Consider the following 19,309-nt stretch of genomic DNA (forward strand, 5'->3'; position numbering starts at 1 on the left):
GAATGATCAATTAGCCGGCGGTAACGACTGAATAAATAAGACCGGGAGAGCACGATCGATTAAATTAACTATGGCCTGGTTTACGATTAATCTCACGCACAAGCAAAAAAGGAGTCTGTCCATCTTGAAAGCTGACGTAATCATTATTGGAGGCGGCCCCTCTGGTCTCATGGCTGCCATTGCCGCGAGCTCCCATGGAGCCAATGTTATTCTTCTAGATAAGGGAGACAAACTAGGAAGAAAGCTGGGAATTTCCGGGGGCGGCCGCTGTAACGTAACGAATGCCAAAGAAACCGACGAGCTGATCCGGAACATTCCAGGAAACGGGAAATTTCTGCACAGCGCTTTATCCCAATTTGGCAACCGGGATATCATCCGTTTTTTTGAAGGTTTGGGGATTCGCTTAAAGGAGGAAGACCGCGGCCGCATGTTTCCGGTGAGTGATAAAGCTCAGACTGTGGTTCAAGCCTTGCTGTCTCAAGTTCAAAAGCAGGGGGTAGACATTCGCGCCCATCACAGCGTTCAAGCAGTGCTGTACGAGAACGGTCACGTTGACGGTGTTAAGTTGAGCGATGGAAGGAAACTGAGAGCTTCAGCGGTTGTTGTTGCTACCGGGGGCAAATCCGTTCCGCATACTGGCTCTACAGGTGATGGATACATTTGGGCCAAACAAGCCGGCCATACGATTACTGAACTATACCCGACTGAGGTACCTATTACTTCCGGTGAAGCCTTAATCCAGACTCGCGAGCTGCAGGGCTTGTCCCTGCGTTCAATCGAGCTGACCGTATGGAACGCCAAGGGAAAAAAGCTGGTCACCCATGAAGGCGACATGATTTTTACGCATTTCGGAATTTCCGGTCCGGCCGCTCTGCGGTGCAGTCAATTTGTCGTGAAGGAATTGAAAAAGAGTGGACAACCAGGCGTCCTCTTAACGATAGATTTATTTCCGGAACAGGCGGCCCCTACTTTGCTGGAAAAGCTGCGGGCCAAGGCTAGAGCAGAAGCTAAGAAAGCAATTAAAAATATATTAAAGGGCATCCTTCCGGAGCGTTTGATTCCTGTTCTGCTCAGAAAAGCCGAGGTAGCGGAAGATGTGACCTATGACCATATTTCACACCAGACCTGGGAGCAGCTGGTAAAATGGATGAAGGCCTTCCCGCTGACCGCTAACGGCACGCTATCTTTGAAGGAAGCCTTCGTAACCGGGGGAGGCGTTCATCTCAAAGAGATCGATCCGAAAACGATGGCCTCCAAAAAAATGCCGGGGCTGTATTTTTGCGGAGAAATTCTTGATATCCATGGTTACACCGGAGGCTATAATATTACTGCCGCTTTCTCCACCGGATATGTCGCCGGCAAGAACGCTGCCCAGTACAGCCAAAGCTTAACTTCACTGCGCTAGTTTGCTCAGCTTCAATGCCCCCTGCGTGGTGGGCCCGAGCGTGGGCCCCTTGCGCGAAGTGCTGCGCGATGCTTGGGGAGCGATGTTCAAGCGCAAAGGCTAAAGCGCTGCACTTAGAGCGGCGCTGCTCATACACTTGCATGCTAGCGTTGATGAAAGGGAAATGATGTCGGCAGCTGCTCGCACCTCGTTTGCACTCTGCCGCAGGACGTTGCAGCCTGCGAGCGTTACTTTTATGCCAAATAAGAGCGAGGGCGAGCGTTAGAGCAGCAACCCATGCGCGGCACAGCGTGCGGTACTCTTACATTCTAACCGAAGCTTCCGGGTGCATTCGCGCAAGCAGCTCATTTACGGTATCATCTGGCGTCATATTAGTGGTGTCAAGCCACAAGCCGAGCCTCGGCGTTTCCGTTTGCAGCAGATGATTTAAATCCGCAATTTCCCATGCCCCATAGCCCTTTTTGGCGCGCACTTGCTCCCTCTCAGCAACGGCCGCTACACTTGGAGACAGTACGATAACATACAACGGTCTGCTCTGAATTAACCCAACCATCGTCTGTAAATCGGCCCCTAGAATGACATCCTGCATCACAACGTGAAAACCTGCTTCATAGTACTGATCGGCTACCATCGCAGCGGTCTTGTAACGGAGCTGCAGCTGCTTGATCGCTTCTTCTGACGGATTCGGCAGCATTTCTTCTCTGCCCGAAACGATCATCCTCCGAAAAGCATCTCCACGCAAATGAATGCTCTTTGGCTGCAATCTTTCAGCCAACCTCTGGGCAATCGTCGACTTCCCTGCTGCCATAATCCCCGTAATCAAGGTTATTCCTCTGATCGGCTGCATAGTGTAATCTCCTTTTCCCGCATTAAAAGGATGAGGGAAACTGTACGGCTATTTGATCGGCGTAACGTTATACTGTCGCCTTGTCCCATTCACACATTCACCCTTCAAATGGCAGCCTAATACACGTGCATTACTTGTCTGGCGACCGTTTCGTAATCTTCCGCATCCATCACTCTAACTTCTATTTCCCAGCGGCCTGCCATAGCAAGAGCGGAGCCTTCGTATGTGTAAACGGATTGGATATATCCAGGAAACCAGTCCTGCCCTTCTCCGGGGTCCGCTGGAGTAAGAGGAATTTCGAGCCGTTCGATCGTCTCGTCATCCAAGTAATGCATGTAAAGCTGTACCCGTTTCGGTTCGGGCTGATCGTCCGGCAGCCAGGTTTTAACGATAAATTCATTTTGGGCCCCGGGAATTTTGGGATCGATTATCACCGTAACATGTGCGCGTTCTCCCATCTCATGCCAGTTGAAGGCCTGGTTAGGCGGTAAGGGGCTCAGGTAAGTCATGACCCCGACGACAAGTAGAATGGCAGCCATTAGAGCGAAATCGACTTTTAGCCCTTTACGCAGCGCATCCTCTTTGTTTTTCTTGAGCGCCCTCCGCATAAAGCTCCCCACTCCAATAACTCCGAGGACGAGGACCATTTTGATCATCAGCATAATTCCCCATTGGGTGTACCACAAATAAGACAAATCCGGTAGGAACAGAAAGACCAGCAATCCCCCTGACAAAACGAGCAGAATCACGCTATCCAAGGCAAGATGCGAATATTGAGGCAGAAATTGTTTGATATGCTCCCGCTGATGCTTCCAGTGAACCGAGATATATAGCAGGCCTCCACCCCATACGGCAGCTGCCAATAAATGCACGAAATTGACTAAAATAGCCCCATTTTCTCCGCCGATCCCGTACGAATGTCCGATAAAGCTTTGGGTGAACAGTAAGGAGAGCAGCCAAAGGCTGTCTATAAACCGTGAGCGATGGAGCACGATAAATCCTAGAAAGGACAGGGCGAACAGGACGATCCATGCGATACCTGTCGTCGTTCCCGCAAAGGCAAGCATATCCTCCCACACGCCTAGTTCCACATAGTTGCTCAGGTGAGTTGAGACAAGCAGCAGAACGCTGATTAGAAAGAGCCTTTGCAATCCAACCGACCAGCTCTGATCAACCTGTTGTATGGCCGCTTCAGCCTTGCGGTGAAACATTCGCCAGAATACCCAGCCTGAACATAAAACAAAAGAGAGGAAAAACAGAATCCGGGAAGCGAACCGCAAGTAAGCCATGATTCCCATCTTCCAGGACAAGCCCTCGCCTGTGGTTATGCCTGTCATTCCGGCAGCATCCGCAGGGTCAGCATCTCCCACTACAAATACGTAAGAACTCCCGACAGGATGTCCGTCTGCCGAGATTACTTTATAGCTGACCGTATAAGCTCCCTCTCCGAGCACCGGAAGCTTCAAACTGATCTCGGTCTGATCACTGCTCATAATTGCTTCATTCGAAGTAACCGGCCGGCTTCGTTCATCGACAACGGTAATTTGATAAAGTCTGTTCTCCAAACGCTCGTTGAAGCGCAGCACAACCTCATTAGGTGACTGCTCCCATTGGCTGTCTGCCGCGGGAACAGCCTGCAGCAGTGTAGCATGAGCCGCTGTCTGCGCTGGAACGGATAGTAGAGCTAGAACGAAAATAACTACAATGAGCAGCGGTTTTATTACGATATTATTAATATTTAGATATGTTTTCACCATGCGGTCCCCTTCTTAATCATGTTAAGCCTTTGCTAATCTTAAGCTATAAGCGATAGCACAGGGCAGGAAGTAGCCCGGATTACCTATATCTACAACATAACGAACTTCAGGATATAAACCAATGACCCGCTCGGGCTATTATTTAATTTGCTTCCTTACATTAAAGGCTCAAAACTTAAACTAGTGGTTGACAACAAAGGAGGAAATCACTACGGGGAATGAGGGGACCTCCGATCGCTGTTGCCACCCAGATTTCTTAATCATAGCCGCCTCAGCGGTTGAAATCCGGTGGCAAAGGCGAACGCTTCGCTTCTCCAGTCTCCCTCTTCCCCTCCCCTTCTGCTATCTTATACTGTCAACCTCTAATTATTATAGTGAGCCACATTAAATTACAATTAATAATGGTCCTTGCGCTTCCGCCGCCACTATTATACTGTTTTATTAGCAATCGCGCACAACCGAAATGAGGAATGATGATGAACAAAACCTGGTTTTACCGAACATTGCTTTCCTATATTCCTGTTTTCTTTATCGTCACGTCCTTGCTATTTTTTATTTTCTTTCAGACGCTGAGCCAGGAGAGCAAGAAGGAAGCTGCCAAAGCCAATCAGTTTCTAGCTGAGCAGGCTTTGGCCACGGTAGATTCCGCCCTGCAGGCAATCGACCAAAAAATTACATTTGAAATTTTAAACAATTCCAATTTTTCCTATTTTTTTTCTTCCGAAGAAAACATAGCAGCCCGCAACATCCGGATGATTAACACCATTCATAATTTGATGGTGACAACGCCTTTAATTGACTCCATTTATATTGTGCGCTTTGATGATTCTGTCGTTCTGACGAACAGCACCTCGTATACGCTGGAAAGTTTTCCTGATCGGCCGTATATCGAGCAAATGAGAAGCGAGCCCTCCAACCGGTGGTCGGATCGCAGGAACTATACTGAATTTGCCCCTTCCGGTTCTAAGCCGGTGATCTCATTGACCAGGGGCATACCGATTCATTCGCGTGAGCATGGCATGCTGGTCATGAATGTCCGGACCGATTCCCTGCTGCCTTTGCTCAGCGGCATGTACAATCCGGAAACCAGCTATATTCATTGGCTGGATCGCCAGGGCCAGGATTTGCTGGCAGCGCCGGGCTCGGAATCCGCTGCTCCACTCCCGAGGAGCGGATCTTCTAACGAGGTGTTCGCCACCGAAACGTCCGAGTACACCGGGTGGACGGTACAGACCGGGCTTGGTCACGGCAGCATGTTTCAGCTCATTTTCTCCCTGTACAATGTCTGGTTCTTCCTCGGCATCATACTGGTAATCGCCGGCATCGGCTGGATGATCTATGTGACGAAGAAAAACTACGAGCCTATCGCGCTGATTATTTCCCGTATTCAAGCCTTTTCCAAGCGCAAGCATAACGAGCTGCCAGGCGTGCCTCCCGGCGACGAATTCAATTATATTGAAAATACGCTGGAAAACATGTTTGAGCAATCCCTTATGCTTGAACAACGATACGCAGCCGATTTGTCGATAAAAAGGAAATTTTTCTTTTATGAACTGCTGGAAGGGACACGGCAGGTCAGCATTGACGACTGGATCCAGGAAATGGATGCGTTCGAGCTTCCGAGAACATTCGGCACGCAGTTTGTTTTTGTAATTGAAATCGATAAATATACCGCGATCAAAAGCAAATACAGCGCCAAAGATGTAAGCTTGCTTAAATTCGCTTTGTCCAGTGCCTTGCAGGAAATTGCCCAGCAGCATAAGGGAACGACATGGACGCTGTGGAAAACCGGAGACCAGCTGTGCGGAGCCTGGCAGCTTCCTCTCGACACAGAGGAGCCGGATCATCAGGACGAGGAAGAGCTGCGCGCTGAAGAAGCGCTGAACAACCTGCGAGCATGGGTCGAAAAACACTTGAAATTCAAGGTTACCATAGGAATAGGCGAGTCTGTCGACTCCCCTGACGCCTTGCAAGACTCCTACAAAGAAGCGTTGGACGCCATCGGCTTTAAGACAGTACTTGGAGGCAACAAGGTCATCCGCCGAAGCAGCATTGTCGCCACCCGCGGAGAATTGTTCGAGCATCTTCAGCTCATTTATTCCCTCGTACAATTATTTCGGGTCGCGGATGAAAAGTGGAAGGAAGTGCTGGACCAGCTATTCCAGGAAATGAGGAGGAACCTGCTCAGCCGGGCCGATACCGAAAACTTGTTCAGCTTTCTCATCTATCAGCTTAACCTGACTATGGAAAGCATGGCAGCCGAGTCTGCAGAGCTGTGGAAGAAGGAGGCTCTTCCGAAGCTGCAGCAGCAGGTGAAAACCTTTGAAACGATTGCCGACCTCCAACTGCAGCTGACTTCTATACTCGACACTTTTTCCATCAAATTAAACCAGCTCCGCCAAAACCGCAACCATCATTCGGTCATTGGAGATGTACGAGCTTATATGGAGACTCATTTTGCCAATCCGGATTTATCGTTGGATATGCTGGGTGAAACATTTGGGTTAAACGGCAAATATTTGAGCAAATTATTTAAAGAGGAATACGGAGTAAAGTTTGTGGATTTCCTAATGGACCTGAGAATCTCCCACGCCAAACAGCTGCTGCTGCAAACCTCCCTGCCGGTTCAGACTGTAGCCGAGCAGTCCGGATACCTTAGTCCAATATCGTTTAACCGGGTATTCAAAAAAGCAACCGGCGTTTCTCCGGGAGACTTCCGCAGGCAAAACGAAAAAAGTTAAGCGGTGAAAAAGGTTAATATTACAGTGCTTCAACTACCGCATAAGCCGCCGGATCAAGAGAATTCATACTCGCCCCATTAAGGGCTGGTCCTCTCTGGACCGGCCTTTTTCGTTATGCTTAATCTCTTTAAATCTTGCCGTATAGGCGAAAAACGATAAGCTGCTAGCGACTTATCGTTAACTTTGCGAAAACGGTTAATTGTCTACAGCAGCAAGCTTTGAGTACAATTCAGGCAACCGTTTCTTCGGGAATGGCCAGCTTCTTTGCAAACAAACCACATAATTTGATTCAAGGGGGATGGAAACAAATGAAATCCAATATGAGAAAAGGCCTAGGCGCATCCGTATCACTTGTACTGCTATCTGGTGCAGTACTTGCCGGCTGCGGAAGTGAAAGCGGCAGCAATGGTGGCGGCAGCGGCGGTAATGAGCAGATTACCTTGACCTTTGAAACATCACTATATGCGGAAACCCCGCATAAGAGAGCAATCGATGCCCTCGTCCAAAGATACAGCGAAATTAATCCTGACGTACGCATTGTTATTCACGGCGCTGATTACGAAAATTTCTGGGATAAGCTGACGACGGAGGTTATTGCCGGCACTCAAGGCGATATTGTACAGATGTATCCGGAAAATCTCGCAACATACCACTCCTTGGCCGAAGGCGGCGCCTTTTTGAATCTCGATCAATATATTAAGGGCACTGATCTTGAAACCGATTTAATTGGTCAGGAATTAAGCACAATTGATGGTTCCTACTACGCTATCTCCAACTATGCATGGGGAAGCACCGGTATTTTTTACCGCAAATCCATGTTCGAGGAAGCCGGAATTAATGCCGAAGACATCCGCACCCTGGATGATTTGAAGGAAGCTGCTATCCAGCTTGGCGGAGACGGCAAATACGGTTTTGCCAGCGTTGTTGGCTCCCATCCATTCGTCGCATCCGAGTGGTATAGATTGGTTGCCCGCCCGATATCCGGTGGAATTTACTTCGGTGACGGCGAGGAGGGGCCTTACACTGCGGAACGTATTAACGTAAATCACCCGGCCAACGTCTTTGCAGCTGCATGGTGGCAGGAGTTTTTGAGCGATTCCAACATCACTCCACAAGGAACCCGTGACAAAAAGGTCGGGCGGGAAATGTTCTGGGATGGCACTGCTGCTATGAATATGGATGGTCCTTGGTTTATTGGCATGACCCGCGAGCGTGACGAGAGTCTGCTGGATGATCTTGGTCTCATTCCACAGCCAACTGTCGTGTATGAGGGCACAGAATATAAGCCTAATCCCCACAATAACCCTTCAATAGCTGTTATTTCGCAGAAAACAAAACATCCGGAGGAAGCTTGGGAATTTTTGAAATGGATGGCGAGCCCTGAAGCCCAGGAGCTGATCAGTGTGTCCGGGATGATTCCTTCTAACCGCAATTATATTGAAACCGATGAGTACAAAGAAAATAACGCTATGGCTTATCAATTCTATGAGTATAACGAGGGTCAGTACGATCCGGCTGTTATGGATCCGCCTATTCCGGAGCAGGGACAATTATCGCAAATTATCGTCAATGCGGCTCAGGATCTCTTTATCGGTATGCAGGATGCTCAAACAGTGCTGGATGACGCTGCAGAAAAGATGAAAGAGGTTATGTCGCGATAATTTTAACGAAATAGCAGACCTGGACTTGCTGGACAACAAAACAATTTCCGGGGCTTGGTAAGCCCCGGTCACAAGGAGGGCGCTAATGAAAACTGCACCGATGGACACCAATAAGAGCTCCTTCTTGAAACGGGAATGGAAAAGCTTGAAGAAAAACCGGACGGCCTACTTCTTTATCGCACCCTTGATGATAACCGTCATCATTATCCTGCTTTATCCTATTTTCAAGGCCGCATTAATGAGCTTTCAATATTGGTACATGGCCCGCCCGATTGGCGGACACCCTTTTGTCGGATTGGATAATTACAAACAAGTGCTGGCTTCCGATTATTTTTACAATTCCGTCTGGATCACAGCCGTTTATATTTTCTTTACCGTTATAGCCCGGTATGCGCTCGGTCTAGGCACCGCTCTCATGCTGAATCGGAATTTCCGGGGAAGAGGCTTTTTCCGCTCCCTGATTATCATTCCTTGGGCGGTTCCTGAAGTTGTTACTTGTCTCGTCTTTATTCTTATGATGGATTATCAGTATGGAACAATTAACGATATTTTAGTTAGAATGCATCTGTTATCCAGCCCGGTCGCCTTTCTCGGAAACACCGATACCGCTCTTGGGGCAGCTATGTTTGTCAACGTGTGGAAGGGATTCCCTTTTGTAGCAGTTATGCTTCTTGCCGGTCTGCAGAGTATTCCTAAGGATCTATACGAAGCGGCAACGGTCGATGGTGCATCCGCTTGGAGGCAGTTTCTCAACATAACGATGCCCAGCCTGAAGCCCGTTTCGGTAGTCGTGTTCATGCTGCTCGTCATCTGGACGATCAAGGACTTTGCTATCGTCTATGTATTGACAGGCGGAGGTCCAAGTCGGGTGACGGAAATCCTGACTATTTTCATCTACCGGCTCGGTTTTGAATCGTTCGACTTCGGAGCTGCTGCCGCAGGCGGAATGATCCTCTTGGCCATTTCCGTTATCTTCACCGTGTTTTATATAAAAGCTACGAAAGCGGGTGAATCGGCATGAGGCTGACCAAAACCATTATGCTGTACGTTGGCGTCATTGCGGTTACGCTGTTTGCCGTTCTTCCCTTCATTTGGATGATCATGACGTCGATTAAGCCGCCCAATGAAATTTACAGCAACCCGCCCAGCTTCTTCCCGAGTACTATTCAGTTGGACGGTTACAAGGCGATGCTGGATCCCGGCGCGGATGACAATGTGAACTTTATCAAATGGTTCTACAATACCGCTATTGTATCTGTATTGACGACGATATTTTCCGTTATCATCTCGGCAATGGGCGGCTACGCATTGTCCCGCTTCCGCTTCCGCGGGAGAATGGGCACCGGGTATTTGATTCTGGTTACCCAGATGCTGCCGGGGTCGCTGCTAATTATCCCGTTATACATCATTATGCGGGACCTGCAGCTGTTGAACTCTCATTTCGGTCTTGTATTGGCTTATACGACCTTTGCCGTGCCGTTCTGCACATGGATGCTCAAAGGCTATTTCGACACTATCCATCCTAGTATCGATGAGGCTGCTATGGTGGACGGGGCCAACCGCTTTACGACCTTTGCCCGCATCGTTCTGCCGCTGACGCTGCCCGGACTGGTGTCGACCGCTATCTTTGCGCTCATTACCAGCTGGAATGAATTTCTTTTTGCCTATACGTTTCTCAATGGCTACGATAAATGGACGCTCTCTGTAGGCATCGCAAGCTTTCAGGGACAGTATGTTGTTAATTGGGATTACTTGATGGCGGGCTCAGTATTTACCACACTGCCAATCGTTCTTGTGTTCTGGCTGCTGCAGAAATATATGATCAGCGGTATGACCGGCGGCGCGGTGAAATAACAGGGAATGAACCTCAGCCAGCCGGCATACCGCAGACTTTCAGAAACATGAGAATTCGGATTTAAAGGACATAGGAGCTTTGAGGGATTCCGAGCTCTGAAGATTCAGGGACATGAAGACAGACTAGGAGATGAATGGACATGATTCGTTTTGGAATCGTAGGCATGGGAATTCGCGGAAGCTTGTACGCTAACACTATCGAACAAAACCCTTATGCGGAAGTCACTGCTATTAGCGACGTCGATCCCGAGCGTCTTAAGCAGTACGGCCAGCAGTACAAGGCCAAGGGCTACACACAGGTGGATGAAATGCTAAGAGAAGAAACCCTGGATGCCATCATTATCGCGACACCCGACTTTCTTCATAAAGAGCCGGTGCTTGCGGCAGCGGCCAAGGGACTTCACATCATGATCGAGAAGCCGCTGGCTACGAATGTAGAAGAAGCCGAGGAAATGGCTGAAGCGGTTGAGCGGGCTGGCACGAAATGCCTAATTGCCTTCGAAAACCGCTGGAACTCTCCCTTTGTGGCCGCCAAGGAAGCAATCCAGCGCGGCGAACTGGGCTCCATTGTGACCATGAATGCCAGATTGAATGATACCATCTATGTACCAACGAAAATGCTTAAATGGTCCAAAGGCTCCACTCCCGGCTGGTTTTTGTTTCCGCACGCCACCGATATCGGCTGCTGGTTCAAAGGCAGCAAGCCCGTACAGGTCTATGCGGTTGGAACGAAAAAGAAGCTTGTGGCTATGGGGATCGATACGTATGATTCCATTCAAGCGGTTGTCACTTTCGAGGATCAGACGCATGCGACCTTTACTACCAGCTGGATTTTGCCTGAATCCATGCCTTTGATCTATGATTTTAAATATGAAATTATAGGCGAGGATGGCGCCCTGTATCTTGATCTCTCTGATCAAATGGTACGGCAGGCCGGAGGCAGCCAATATAAGCATGTGCACACCCTAGGCACCCCGATTAATGGAACGCTGACCTCTGCGCCCAGTTATATGCTGAATGCCTTTATCGATAACATTCGCCTGGGTACCGAGCCTGATGCCGGCGTAAGAGACGGCTTGATGAATACGAAGCTCGTCCATGCCATTCACCGCTCGGTGGAAACCGGCTCGATCGTCAAACTGTAATAGGCGGACTGATTCTTTCTCCCATTGATATTATTGAATAATGCTGCCCTTCTTGCAAAGGGTTTGGAGGCTTCCCCGTTCAGATGCGGGGGAGCTTTTAAAACACTCGACTGAAGGCACCACGCGTGGCCCGCCGATACTATAGCTAAAGTTCGTTATTATGTAACTTAGACGAAGGCAATGATAAGCTTGGCCCCATACCTCCTCCCCTTACGCGCATCCCCGCAGCTCCTCAGGCTCTACTGAATCTTCCAAGCTCATTTCAGGTAATTTTACACAGTGATGTCGGACGCTTTAACCAGCTTGTTTTCCGCCTATTAAACGTGAGAAAATATTAGATAGAACATTTTCCGATTACTAGATTTACTATTTTACAAGCTTTTTCTAACACAAGGGGGACAAGAAGCAGGATGAACACCAGATGGATTGTAATACCCTTGCTTTATTTGCTGCTTTACTCGGCTCTCCATTATTATATTGGCTGGCATGGCGCCCTTTTTATGGAGACTGTGCTGCCGCAAGTTCCCTTATGGATCTATTGGTCCGTGTTTGCCCTGTTGGCTTTTGCTTATCTGCTTGCCCGGATGGTCAAACGCTGGATTCCCCACTTCCTGTATGTTGCTCTTAAAGCAGCCGGCTCCTATTGGATGGCCATCTTCATGTATGCGGTTCTTCTGCTGCCTATAGCAGATTTGGCCGCCTGGGCGCTGCATCTGGGTGGAGTGCCCTCCGATCGGTATATTCCCCTGCTCGGATCGCTTGTGCTGGCTGCAATCGCTATCTTGCTGGCACTTGGATCTTGGAACGCATGGAAGCCGATTATTCGCCATTACGAGATAGCCGTGCAAAAGAAAACGAAGAAACGCAAAAATCTAGTGATCGCTGTTGCCTCCGATCTCCATTTGGGCACTCTGGTTCGCAAGAGCTATTTGCAAAAGCTTGTCGAGCAGATGGATCACATAAAGCCCGACCTCATTCTGCTTCCGGGTGACATTCTTGATGATGATCTGGAGCCTTTTATCGCGCAGAATATGGCCGAAACCATGCTGGAGCTGAAGCAAAAAGCACCCTTGGGGGCGTATGCTGTGCTGGGCAATCATGAGTATTATGGCGGCAAGGTGAAGGAATTTGTGGAGAAGATGGCCGAGATCGGGATCCCGGTTCTTAAAGATGAAAGCGTTCTGGTAGATGATGGGCAGCTGTACATTGTCGGGCGCAAGGACAAAGCTGCGGAAAGCTCGGATCCGGAGAGGCGGCAAACCGTAAGCGCGCTGCTGCAGGATCTGGATAAGGACAAGCCGATCATTGTCCTGGATCACCAGCCTCACCAGCTCGAGCAGGCAGCCGCTGCAGGAGCGGATATAATGCTCTCGGGCCATACCCACCGCGGCCAGCTCGCACCGAATCATTGGATTACCGGCCGCCTGTTCGAATTGGACTGGGGCTACAAGCAAAAACAGACAATGCATGCATTTGTTTCCTCGGGTTATGGCACCTGGGGGCCGCCTATTCGTATTGGAACCCGATCGGAGATTATCCGATTAGTCGTGCACTTCAATTAACTTTCCAAAAGCAGGAAGCTTAAGTGAATTCGTCAAGAACAATTCTAGGCATAAAAAATTAACATTCAAATTGGATGGGATTTTATGGACTGAGTAGTCTTTACCAGGTAAAGGCTGCTCTTTTTTGCGTCTAGCGCAGACATCGGCTTTCCATCAGAACTGGTCAAGGGATTATTTTTGCTTGAAGCTTTCTCTAAAGCCTTTCGTTTCATGGGTTGATCACTGTTTGAAATATAGAAAACATATTTTGCGCCGTAGTTGGGATACTAAATTGTAAAATGACGAAGGAGGAAAAATGATGGCTAAGCCAGATGATCGCTCAAATAATGCTGAAAGAATTGAAAATAATATTGCCCACACCCTGCAAAATATGAATGAAGCGCAGGATTATGCAAAAGCTCATGCCGATGAAATTAGTTCCGAGGAACAGCAGCAGATTGAACAAAAAAATCAACGCCGCGAACAAAGCATCGAGGGCATGCGCGAAGAATTACAAGAGGAAGTCCAAGCTCAGCAAAACGGGCAAGAATAATCTATTTTAAAAGGAGTAGACCGTCACATGAACAAAGTATCTGAAATCATGACAAAAGAAGTAGAGTTTTGCTCACCAAACGATAGCGTTGCCACCGCAGCACAAAAAATGCGCAACATAGATTGTGGTTCCCTGCCCATTTGTGAAGGAAAGACCGTTGTCGGCATTATTACGGATCGGGACATCGTGTTAAATGTCGTGGCAGACGGTAAAGACAGCACTAGCGTTACTTGCCAGGAATGTATGACCACTAGCGTTATCTCCTGCTCCCCCGATACGGATGTCCATGAATGCGCCCGGATGATGGCAGAGAACCAAATCCGCCGCATTCCGGTTGTGCAAAATGGCGAGCTGGTCGGTATTTGTGCAATTGGAGATCTGGCAACGATCAATATTTTTGTCAATGAATCTGGGGACGCCTTAAGCCGCATTTCCGAACCCCATTCTGCAAATCACTAATCCACTGGCAGAAATACGTTAAATGAAACTGCCAAACAAGTGAAACTGCCAAACAAGCGGTTTCGACTGAATACGATTTTGCGTATACATGGACGCCCGTGACGCTCGCGATGGCGCAGGTCTCAAAGCAGCTTTTAGTGCGGCCCCTTAAAAAGCCAACACCCAAGAATGTCGTATGATCAACATTCTTGGGTGTTTTGTTTTGACACCTTTACTTGGACTTTTTGGCCGGCCTCTTTTTCATTTACTTACATTTGTAGGGTACAGGTATTCTCGGTCAAACTGTTACCGTCATTATAATGCCTTTTTTCGCTTTGCCCAGCTTCAAGTGATCCCAGACGCCAGGCTCGTCCGAAATAACTTCGATTAATTCTCCTCCATCATCGTAAACAAATATAACGTTGTTCCGGTCAAATTCTGTATCACAATTCACACAATACCAATGTTTAATAGATGAAATATAATTAACATTATGCTTTTTCATACAGATAGGACACTTCTTTTCCTCTCGCGCCTTCTTCTTTTTACGGTTAGTCGGAGCAGGCGCTTGGGCATCCGCAGCACGGACTGCCGGTTTCACACTGAATTTATCCAGCCAGGACTTGACCGTTTGGGGAGTGCTTGCAATCATCATTTATTCCTCCTTTGCTGATGCAATGTCCAAATGCTCTCATGGATGGCTACAAGTTTAAAATTAAGTGTATCTTCCGAACCTTAACGTCAAATTAAAAAAATGTGACTAAATTGCACCTATTTTCTTAACATTTTATTAAGTTCGCGGCATTGGCCCAAATTGTTTTTATGCTTGACCCTCTTTTCCTATAGACAGTTTGTCCGTTTGAATTGTTTCCCTTTTTGAAAAAAATTTACTCTAATCCTTCTTCATCGTTAACGAAGTCCTTTCGATGTTGAATAACCCGGTTTTAGCGGTAACTTTTCATGCCAATCTGAAAGCTTGCTTTCGGATATCGAAATCCTGTGCTTTTCGGATATGGTTAAAAAACCACTTCGGCGGAAGGTTTTCCCCCAAAGTGGTTGTAAAGTGGTGGCACAGTATAGTTTTCAGCCCAGACCTAGATAAATCTGTTCATATAAGGAAAGAGCCGCCCGCTTCTCAGTTTCATTGCCATAGAATAAATCCTTCAGCAGTGCCTTCTTCTTTTTGATGGAAAATGGAACAAGCGGTTTGAGCAGAGGCAAATGCAGAGTACGCACATCGTTCCACAAGCGATAGGATAAGTCCAAGGTGTGCGGATCAAAGCCAATTAGACGGGAGGGGCGGAAGCGCAGCCCCGCAAAGAGGGCCAAATTTTCGGGCATCGCATTAGAGCATCTGTCACGCACGAGCGACTCGAGAGTCATTTCATTCTCAAAACTGACTGCAATCGCCTGATTAATTCTCGATTCCCAAGCCGGGTGCAGCTTTCCGTGATATGACGTGATTCTTTTCCTTGAAATGCGGGTCATGTTGGATACTAACAAAGTTGTTTCCCGGTCAGGCAATCCCCGAATGCGGCCTACGGAAAATACGTTGGGGAATTCCAGCTTGCGCTGGCTGGTGGCCGGAATAACGGTTATGTCCTCAAAATACGGATTGTCCTCCCATACTACGGCATAATGCTCGCCGCTATATTCCGACCCTACCCCCGAAAATTTACAATGCACAATGTCCCTTCTTTCGAAATGCGGCAAGTATTGGCCCTTGCGATTGCGGCTCAGTTCAACCTGCTCACATTCGGAAAATAGACGCAGCTTCACCTGCAAATCCGTGCCGATGCGATCGAATATAGTTAAAGGCAAGGGATCGGCCGGGTTAGCGGATCCGATTTCGCTCGGCTCGACGGCCTGATCGGTCAACGTCATCGGGTTCATCCTAGCGATCACTCCTTTAATACGTAGTTTAGCCGGACGGAGTGATGCTCATTCAGCAGATAAATCGCAATCAAATCAGCAAATTAAACAAGACCGGATCTTTATTCAGTTCCATAAATTCAATGCCTTTCTTCCTCATCCTTTCAATTAACGGTTCATAATCCTCCCTATTCTTCAGCTCGATGCCGACGAGCGCCGGGCCGTTGTCCTTATTATGTTTTTTTGTGTATTCAAACCTCGTAATGTCATCGTTCGGTCCCAGCACGTCATCCAGAAACTCCCTGAGCGCACCAGCACGCTGCGGGAAATTTACGGTAAAGTAATGCTTTAACCCTTCATAAATTAGAGACCGTTCTTTGATTTCCTGCATCCGGTCAATGTCATTATTGCCTCCGCTGACAACACAAACAACCGTTTTTCCGCGAATCTGTTCCTTGTACCATTCAAGAGCGGCAATGGGCAGCGCGCCCGCAGGCTCAGCTACGACCGCATTTTCATTGTACAAATCCAAAATGGTGGTACATACCTTGCCTTCTGGGACAAGCACGATGTCATCCAGCTTTTCCTGGCAAATCTGAAAGGTCAGTTCCCCTACTTTTTTCACCGCAGCGCCGTCAATAAATTTATCGATTTCATCCAATAACACAACCTCGTTATGAGAGAACGCCTTACTCATTGAAGCCGCTCCGGAGGGCTCTACACCAATCAATTGCGTAGCCGGACTGATCGTTTTCATATAAGTGCCGATTCCCGCGGCAAGTCCCCCTCCACCAACCGTTACAAAGAGATAATCCGGGGAGCTGTCAATCTCCTCAAGAATCTCCATGGCGACCGTGCCATTACCAGCAACAATAGCAGGATCGTCAAAAGGATGGATAAAGGTCATCTCCTCGCGCTCACAGCGCTTCACGGCTTCTGCGTAAGCATCGTCAAAAGTGTCTCCCGTTAAGATAACTTCTACGTATTCCCCGCCAAACAGCTTGACCTGCTTTACCTTTTGCCGCGGCGTTGTGCTGGGCATATAAATATAGCCCTGAATTTGCAGGTGATTGCAGGAATACGCCACGCCCTGAGCATGATTTCCGGCACTGGCGCAGACAATCCCCCTTTTCAGCTCCTCTGGAGTCAAGGACCGGATACAGTGGTAAGCTCCGCGAATTTTGAACGACCGGACTACCTGCAAATCTTCTCTCTTTAAATACACATCGCACTGATAGCGATCAGACAGCACTTTGTTTCTTTGCAATGGCGTCCGGACAATCACATCCTTCAGCACATGGTGCGCATATACAATGTCTTCCATCCCGACCGTCTTCCCAGACTTTTGAACATTCATGACCATACCTTCTTTCCCTAAAATTCTTTTTCCCGAAAATAGGGTGAATAACCCGGTAATAGCGGTAACTTTTCATGCCAATCAGAAAGCCGCCGTTTTCAGATATCGAAATCCTGGGATTACAAAAAAACCTCGCCCCCTAAGGGACGAGGTTTGACCTCGCGATACCACCCTGCTTCCGCATAGCTCTGCCTAAAATCAGAATAATGCGGCACTCATCAACGTACCAACATACGCGTTCCCTGTAACGGTGGACTGCCGGCAAGACTTACTACAGACGTTCAGCCTTGCTTCTCGGAGATGATTTTCGGCTGGGCTCGGAACATTGGCTTTCAGCATAGCGCCAACTCTCTGGGGAACAAAGCTTCAGCTTACTCTTTCTCTTCAACGAATTTGCAGAATAATCAAGTTACTAATTGTTATACCGCGTTTTACTGCCAGTTGTCAATGGCTCACAGATGGATGCCTGCGGAAAATTGATTGTAATCTTCTTCGGAAGGATCAAACCATTTATCTTCCTCATCCGTGTAAGCATGAATTTGATCTGAAGGCTGCCGGCTTTCAAAGGCGTGGTTCTCATGCCAAGCCACTTCCCCATCCCCTGCTGGTTTGTGCCCCCCATCCAGAATGTGCCCGTTAAGGTGGGAGGAGACGCTTATCTCACCGCCGTAAGCCTGGGCAATCTCCAAAGCGGAGGTCAGATCACCGCGACCAATGTATATATCCAAGGCCGTTTTTGTTTTATAGCCGAGCTCTTGCAAAGTGTCCGCAGCTTGTTCGGCCGCTTGAGCCGTATCAAAATGAAAGGTAATCGGTTGTTCCATAACACACCTCAAAATCTGTTTTATTCACTAGTTTACCCTTTACGCAAAGGAATCATTCCTTAAGCTGACTGGCTATAGACTGCTTGCCTTATTCTCACCGGAAGTGACCATCATCATCGGGGTCAGTAGATAACAGAGCAAGCCGCCGGCCCCAGCGAAAAGCAGCGCTCCCCACCAGGGAAAGAGCATGAGTCCGAATAGCAGGGAAACCAGCGCGGCGCCTGGCACAGCAATGAAGGCCACGGCCTTGCCCATTCCCTCGCGTACTATGGTCCCCTCAACAGAGAGTACCGATATAATCGGTATATGCTGTACGTCCTCCACTTTTAATTTCGCCATATAGAGGACGACCCAGGTAAGAAACAGCCACATCAGCCACTTCATCCAGAGCGGCACGACCAACAGCACGAACAGGGAAATACCAATCACCAGCAAGTACAATTCCACATCGGATGGAGTGCGGAAAAATAGCTTGATATAAGCTTCCGCCAAGCCATTAACCGGGTCCCGCTTCTTGAACAACCGGTTGGAGGAACGGAACAACAGCGGTCTGGCCCGAGAAGGCTTGGGCCGGATAGGCACGGCATAGCTGATCCATAAGCCTGCAATTCTTAGCTTCGCTTTGCGGTCTCGCTGAATATCCTTCTCCAGATCAACCAGGGAAGCCAACTTGTCTGTCCACAACATAAAGAAAGTTAAAGATAACGCAATTAGCCATGCAAGGCTCCACCAGCTGCTAACCGTTAGCAGCAGAAAGGCCCCGACAGCATAGATCATCCAGCCCAGGAGCCCGATTCCTAATCTCAGCAGGTACGCCTTCCAATCGGAACGCCGATCAGCCTTTTGCCGAGCAAGAATAACATTCATCGAGGTGAACAAGGTCAGTAGAGCCAAGGCTGCAATCTGCACCCCGCTATATTCTGGAAGCAGTACAGGCAATAGCAGAAAGATCAGATGAACGGTCTGTACAGTCTGGATAACTAAGGTGTAGATGAACCCCCTTAACCGCAAGCCCTTAATCCATTCTGGAGCCTTGGTCAAGACGATTTGATCTGCCGGTTCTACAAAATATCGCAGTGTCCGCATTCCCGATATGGCATACAGAAAGAGCAAAAAATAAAGAAAGGGAATCTCCTGTAAAACCAATGGCAGCTCCCGCAAGGCTTGTACATATAAAAAGCCTCCTACCAGCAAAGCGGGTACGACAATATATAAAGCCACCACCCAGTCAAAAGCCATATAGACAGCCTTCCATTGGAAGACGGTATTTTCCTTCAATCTATTGCGAAACAATCGGTTAACAGTTATCAATTT

16 protein-coding genes and 1 other annotated feature are annotated in these 19,309 nt (G+C 48.3%); of the genes, 9 read left to right on the plus strand and 7 right to left on the minus strand.

The window, feature by feature from the left end; translation table 11 throughout:
• The first annotated feature begins 124 nt into the window (after positions 1–124).
• Positions 125–1,405 (plus strand): BaiN/RdsA family NAD(P)/FAD-dependent oxidoreductase, encoded by a 1,281-nt coding sequence (locus tag PSHG_RS11060; RefSeq protein WP_010272740.1) that lies wholly within the window; start codon positions 125–127, stop codon positions 1,403–1,405.
• Between the two features lie 301 nt (positions 1,406–1,706).
• Here the strand turns inward: PSHG_RS11060 and PSHG_RS11065 are convergent, their stop codons facing one another.
• Entirely contained in the window at positions 1,707–2,252 is a 546-nt protein-coding gene (locus PSHG_RS11065; protein WP_010272742.1) for an AAA family ATPase, read from the minus strand.
• 116 nt (positions 2,253–2,368) lie between these two features.
• Entirely contained in the window at positions 2,369–4,009 is a 1,641-nt protein-coding gene (locus tag PSHG_RS11070) for a copper resistance CopC/CopD family protein (RefSeq protein ID WP_010272743.1), read from the minus strand.
• Positions 4,010–4,485: 476 nt separating this feature from the next.
• On the opposite strand from PSHG_RS11070, the gene PSHG_RS11075 reads away from it, so the two are divergent.
• The 8 genes from PSHG_RS11075 (at position 4,486) to PSHG_RS11110 (ending at position 13,963) form a co-directional block, all read left to right on the plus strand.
• Entirely contained in the window at positions 4,486–6,750 is a 2,265-nt protein-coding gene (locus PSHG_RS11075; protein WP_010272744.1) for a helix-turn-helix domain-containing protein, read from the plus strand.
• 308 nt (positions 6,751–7,058) lie between these two features.
• Complete coding sequence (locus tag PSHG_RS11080) at positions 7,059–8,411, plus strand: ABC transporter substrate-binding protein (protein ID WP_010272745.1); 1,353 nt, start codon at positions 7,059–7,061, stop codon at positions 8,409–8,411.
• Between the two features lie 85 nt (positions 8,412–8,496).
• Positions 8,497–9,432, plus strand: a complete 936-nt coding sequence (locus PSHG_RS11085) for a carbohydrate ABC transporter permease (RefSeq protein WP_010272746.1) — start codon at positions 8,497–8,499, stop codon at positions 9,430–9,432.
• Entirely contained in the window at positions 9,429–10,265 is an 837-nt protein-coding gene (locus PSHG_RS11090) for a carbohydrate ABC transporter permease (protein ID WP_010272747.1), read from the plus strand. Before PSHG_RS11085 ends, PSHG_RS11090 begins: the two co-directional genes overlap by 4 nt.
• Positions 10,266–10,405: 140 nt before the next feature.
• The gene (locus tag PSHG_RS11095) at positions 10,406–11,410 is read left to right on the plus strand and encodes a Gfo/Idh/MocA family protein (protein WP_010272749.1); all 1,005 of its coding nucleotides are present in this window, start codon (positions 10,406–10,408) and stop codon (positions 11,408–11,410) included.
• 410 nt (positions 11,411–11,820) lie between these two features.
• Positions 11,821–12,972: a metallophosphoesterase gene (locus tag PSHG_RS11100; protein ID WP_010272751.1), complete on the plus strand. Its 1,152-nt coding sequence runs from the start codon at positions 11,821–11,823 to the stop codon at positions 12,970–12,972.
• 298 nt (positions 12,973–13,270) lie between these two features.
• A complete protein-coding gene (gene tlp / locus PSHG_RS11105; RefSeq protein ID WP_010272752.1) occupies positions 13,271–13,504 on the plus strand; it encodes a small acid-soluble spore protein Tlp in 234 nt (77 codons plus the stop codon).
• 27 nt (positions 13,505–13,531) lie between these two features.
• Positions 13,532–13,963 (plus strand): CBS domain-containing protein, encoded by a 432-nt coding sequence (locus PSHG_RS11110; RefSeq protein ID WP_010272753.1) that lies wholly within the window; start codon positions 13,532–13,534, stop codon positions 13,961–13,963.
• 277 nt (positions 13,964–14,240) lie between these two features.
• Here the strand turns inward: PSHG_RS11110 and PSHG_RS11115 are convergent, their stop codons facing one another.
• From PSHG_RS11115 to PSHG_RS11135, 5 genes are all read right to left on the minus strand, one after another.
• The gene (locus PSHG_RS11115; protein WP_148497548.1) at positions 14,241–14,597 is read right to left on the minus strand and encodes a hypothetical protein; all 357 of its coding nucleotides are present in this window, start codon (positions 14,595–14,597) and stop codon (positions 14,241–14,243) included.
• Between the two features lie 428 nt (positions 14,598–15,025).
• On the minus strand, positions 15,026–15,835 hold the full coding sequence (locus PSHG_RS11120) for a type II toxin-antitoxin system PemK/MazF family toxin (protein WP_010272756.1): 810 nt from the start codon (positions 15,833–15,835) through the stop codon (positions 15,026–15,028).
• Between the two features lie 70 nt (positions 15,836–15,905).
• Entirely contained in the window at positions 15,906–17,171 is a 1,266-nt protein-coding gene (ilvA, locus tag PSHG_RS11125; RefSeq protein WP_010272757.1) for a threonine ammonia-lyase IlvA, read from the minus strand.
• 139 nt (positions 17,172–17,310) lie between these two features.
• Positions 17,311–17,568: a binding site (T-box leader), on the minus strand.
• A 55-nt stretch (positions 17,569–17,623) separates the two neighbouring features.
• Positions 17,624–17,995, minus strand: coding sequence for a hypothetical protein (locus PSHG_RS11130; protein WP_010272759.1), 372 nt, complete (start codon positions 17,993–17,995; stop codon positions 17,624–17,626).
• Positions 17,996–18,067: 72 nt separating this feature from the next.
• Positions 18,068–19,306 carry an ABC transporter permease gene (locus PSHG_RS11135; RefSeq protein WP_157213448.1) on the minus strand — a complete coding sequence of 413 codons (1,239 nt, stop codon included), beginning with the start codon at positions 19,304–19,306 and terminating at the stop codon, positions 18,068–18,070.
• Positions 19,307–19,309 lie beyond the last annotated feature (3 nt).

It is taken from the genome of Paenibacillus senegalensis JC66, from assembly GCF_000285515.1.
GTDB lineage: Bacteria > Bacillota > Bacilli > Paenibacillales > NBRC-103111 > Paenibacillus_L > Paenibacillus_L senegalensis.

Bases quoted from the DNA above. Each gene is read 5' to 3' on its own strand.
- PSHG_RS11065 (WP_010272742.1), bottom strand. From the start codon at position 2,252: ATGCAGCCGATCAGAGGAATAACCTTGATTACGGGGATTATGGCAGCA.
- PSHG_RS11070 (WP_010272743.1), bottom strand. From the start codon at position 4,009: ATGGTGAAAACATATCTAAATATTAATAATATCGTAATAAAACCGCTG.
- PSHG_RS11075 (WP_010272744.1), top strand. From the start codon at position 4,486: ATGAACAAAACCTGGTTTTACCGAACATTGCTTTCCTATATTCCTGTT.
- PSHG_RS11080 (WP_010272745.1), top strand. From the start codon at position 7,059: ATGAAATCCAATATGAGAAAAGGCCTAGGCGCATCCGTATCACTTGTA.
- PSHG_RS11085 (WP_010272746.1), top strand. From the start codon at position 8,497: ATGAAAACTGCACCGATGGACACCAATAAGAGCTCCTTCTTGAAACGG.
- PSHG_RS11090 (WP_010272747.1), top strand. From the start codon at position 9,429: ATGAGGCTGACCAAAACCATTATGCTGTACGTTGGCGTCATTGCGGTT.
- PSHG_RS11095 (WP_010272749.1), top strand. From the start codon at position 10,406: ATGATTCGTTTTGGAATCGTAGGCATGGGAATTCGCGGAAGCTTGTAC.
- PSHG_RS11100 (WP_010272751.1), top strand. From the start codon at position 11,821: ATGAACACCAGATGGATTGTAATACCCTTGCTTTATTTGCTGCTTTAC.
- tlp (WP_010272752.1), top strand. From the start codon at position 13,271: ATGGCTAAGCCAGATGATCGCTCAAATAATGCTGAAAGAATTGAAAAT.
- PSHG_RS11110 (WP_010272753.1), top strand. From the start codon at position 13,532: ATGAACAAAGTATCTGAAATCATGACAAAAGAAGTAGAGTTTTGCTCA.
- PSHG_RS11115 (WP_148497548.1), bottom strand. From the start codon at position 14,597: ATGATGATTGCAAGCACTCCCCAAACGGTCAAGTCCTGGCTGGATAAA.
- PSHG_RS11120 (WP_010272756.1), bottom strand. From the start codon at position 15,835: ATGAACCCGATGACGTTGACCGATCAGGCCGTCGAGCCGAGCGAAATC.
- ilvA (WP_010272757.1), bottom strand. From the start codon at position 17,171: ATGAATGTTCAAAAGTCTGGGAAGACGGTCGGGATGGAAGACATTGTA.
- PSHG_RS11130 (WP_010272759.1), bottom strand. From the start codon at position 17,995: ATGGAACAACCGATTACCTTTCATTTTGATACGGCTCAAGCGGCCGAA.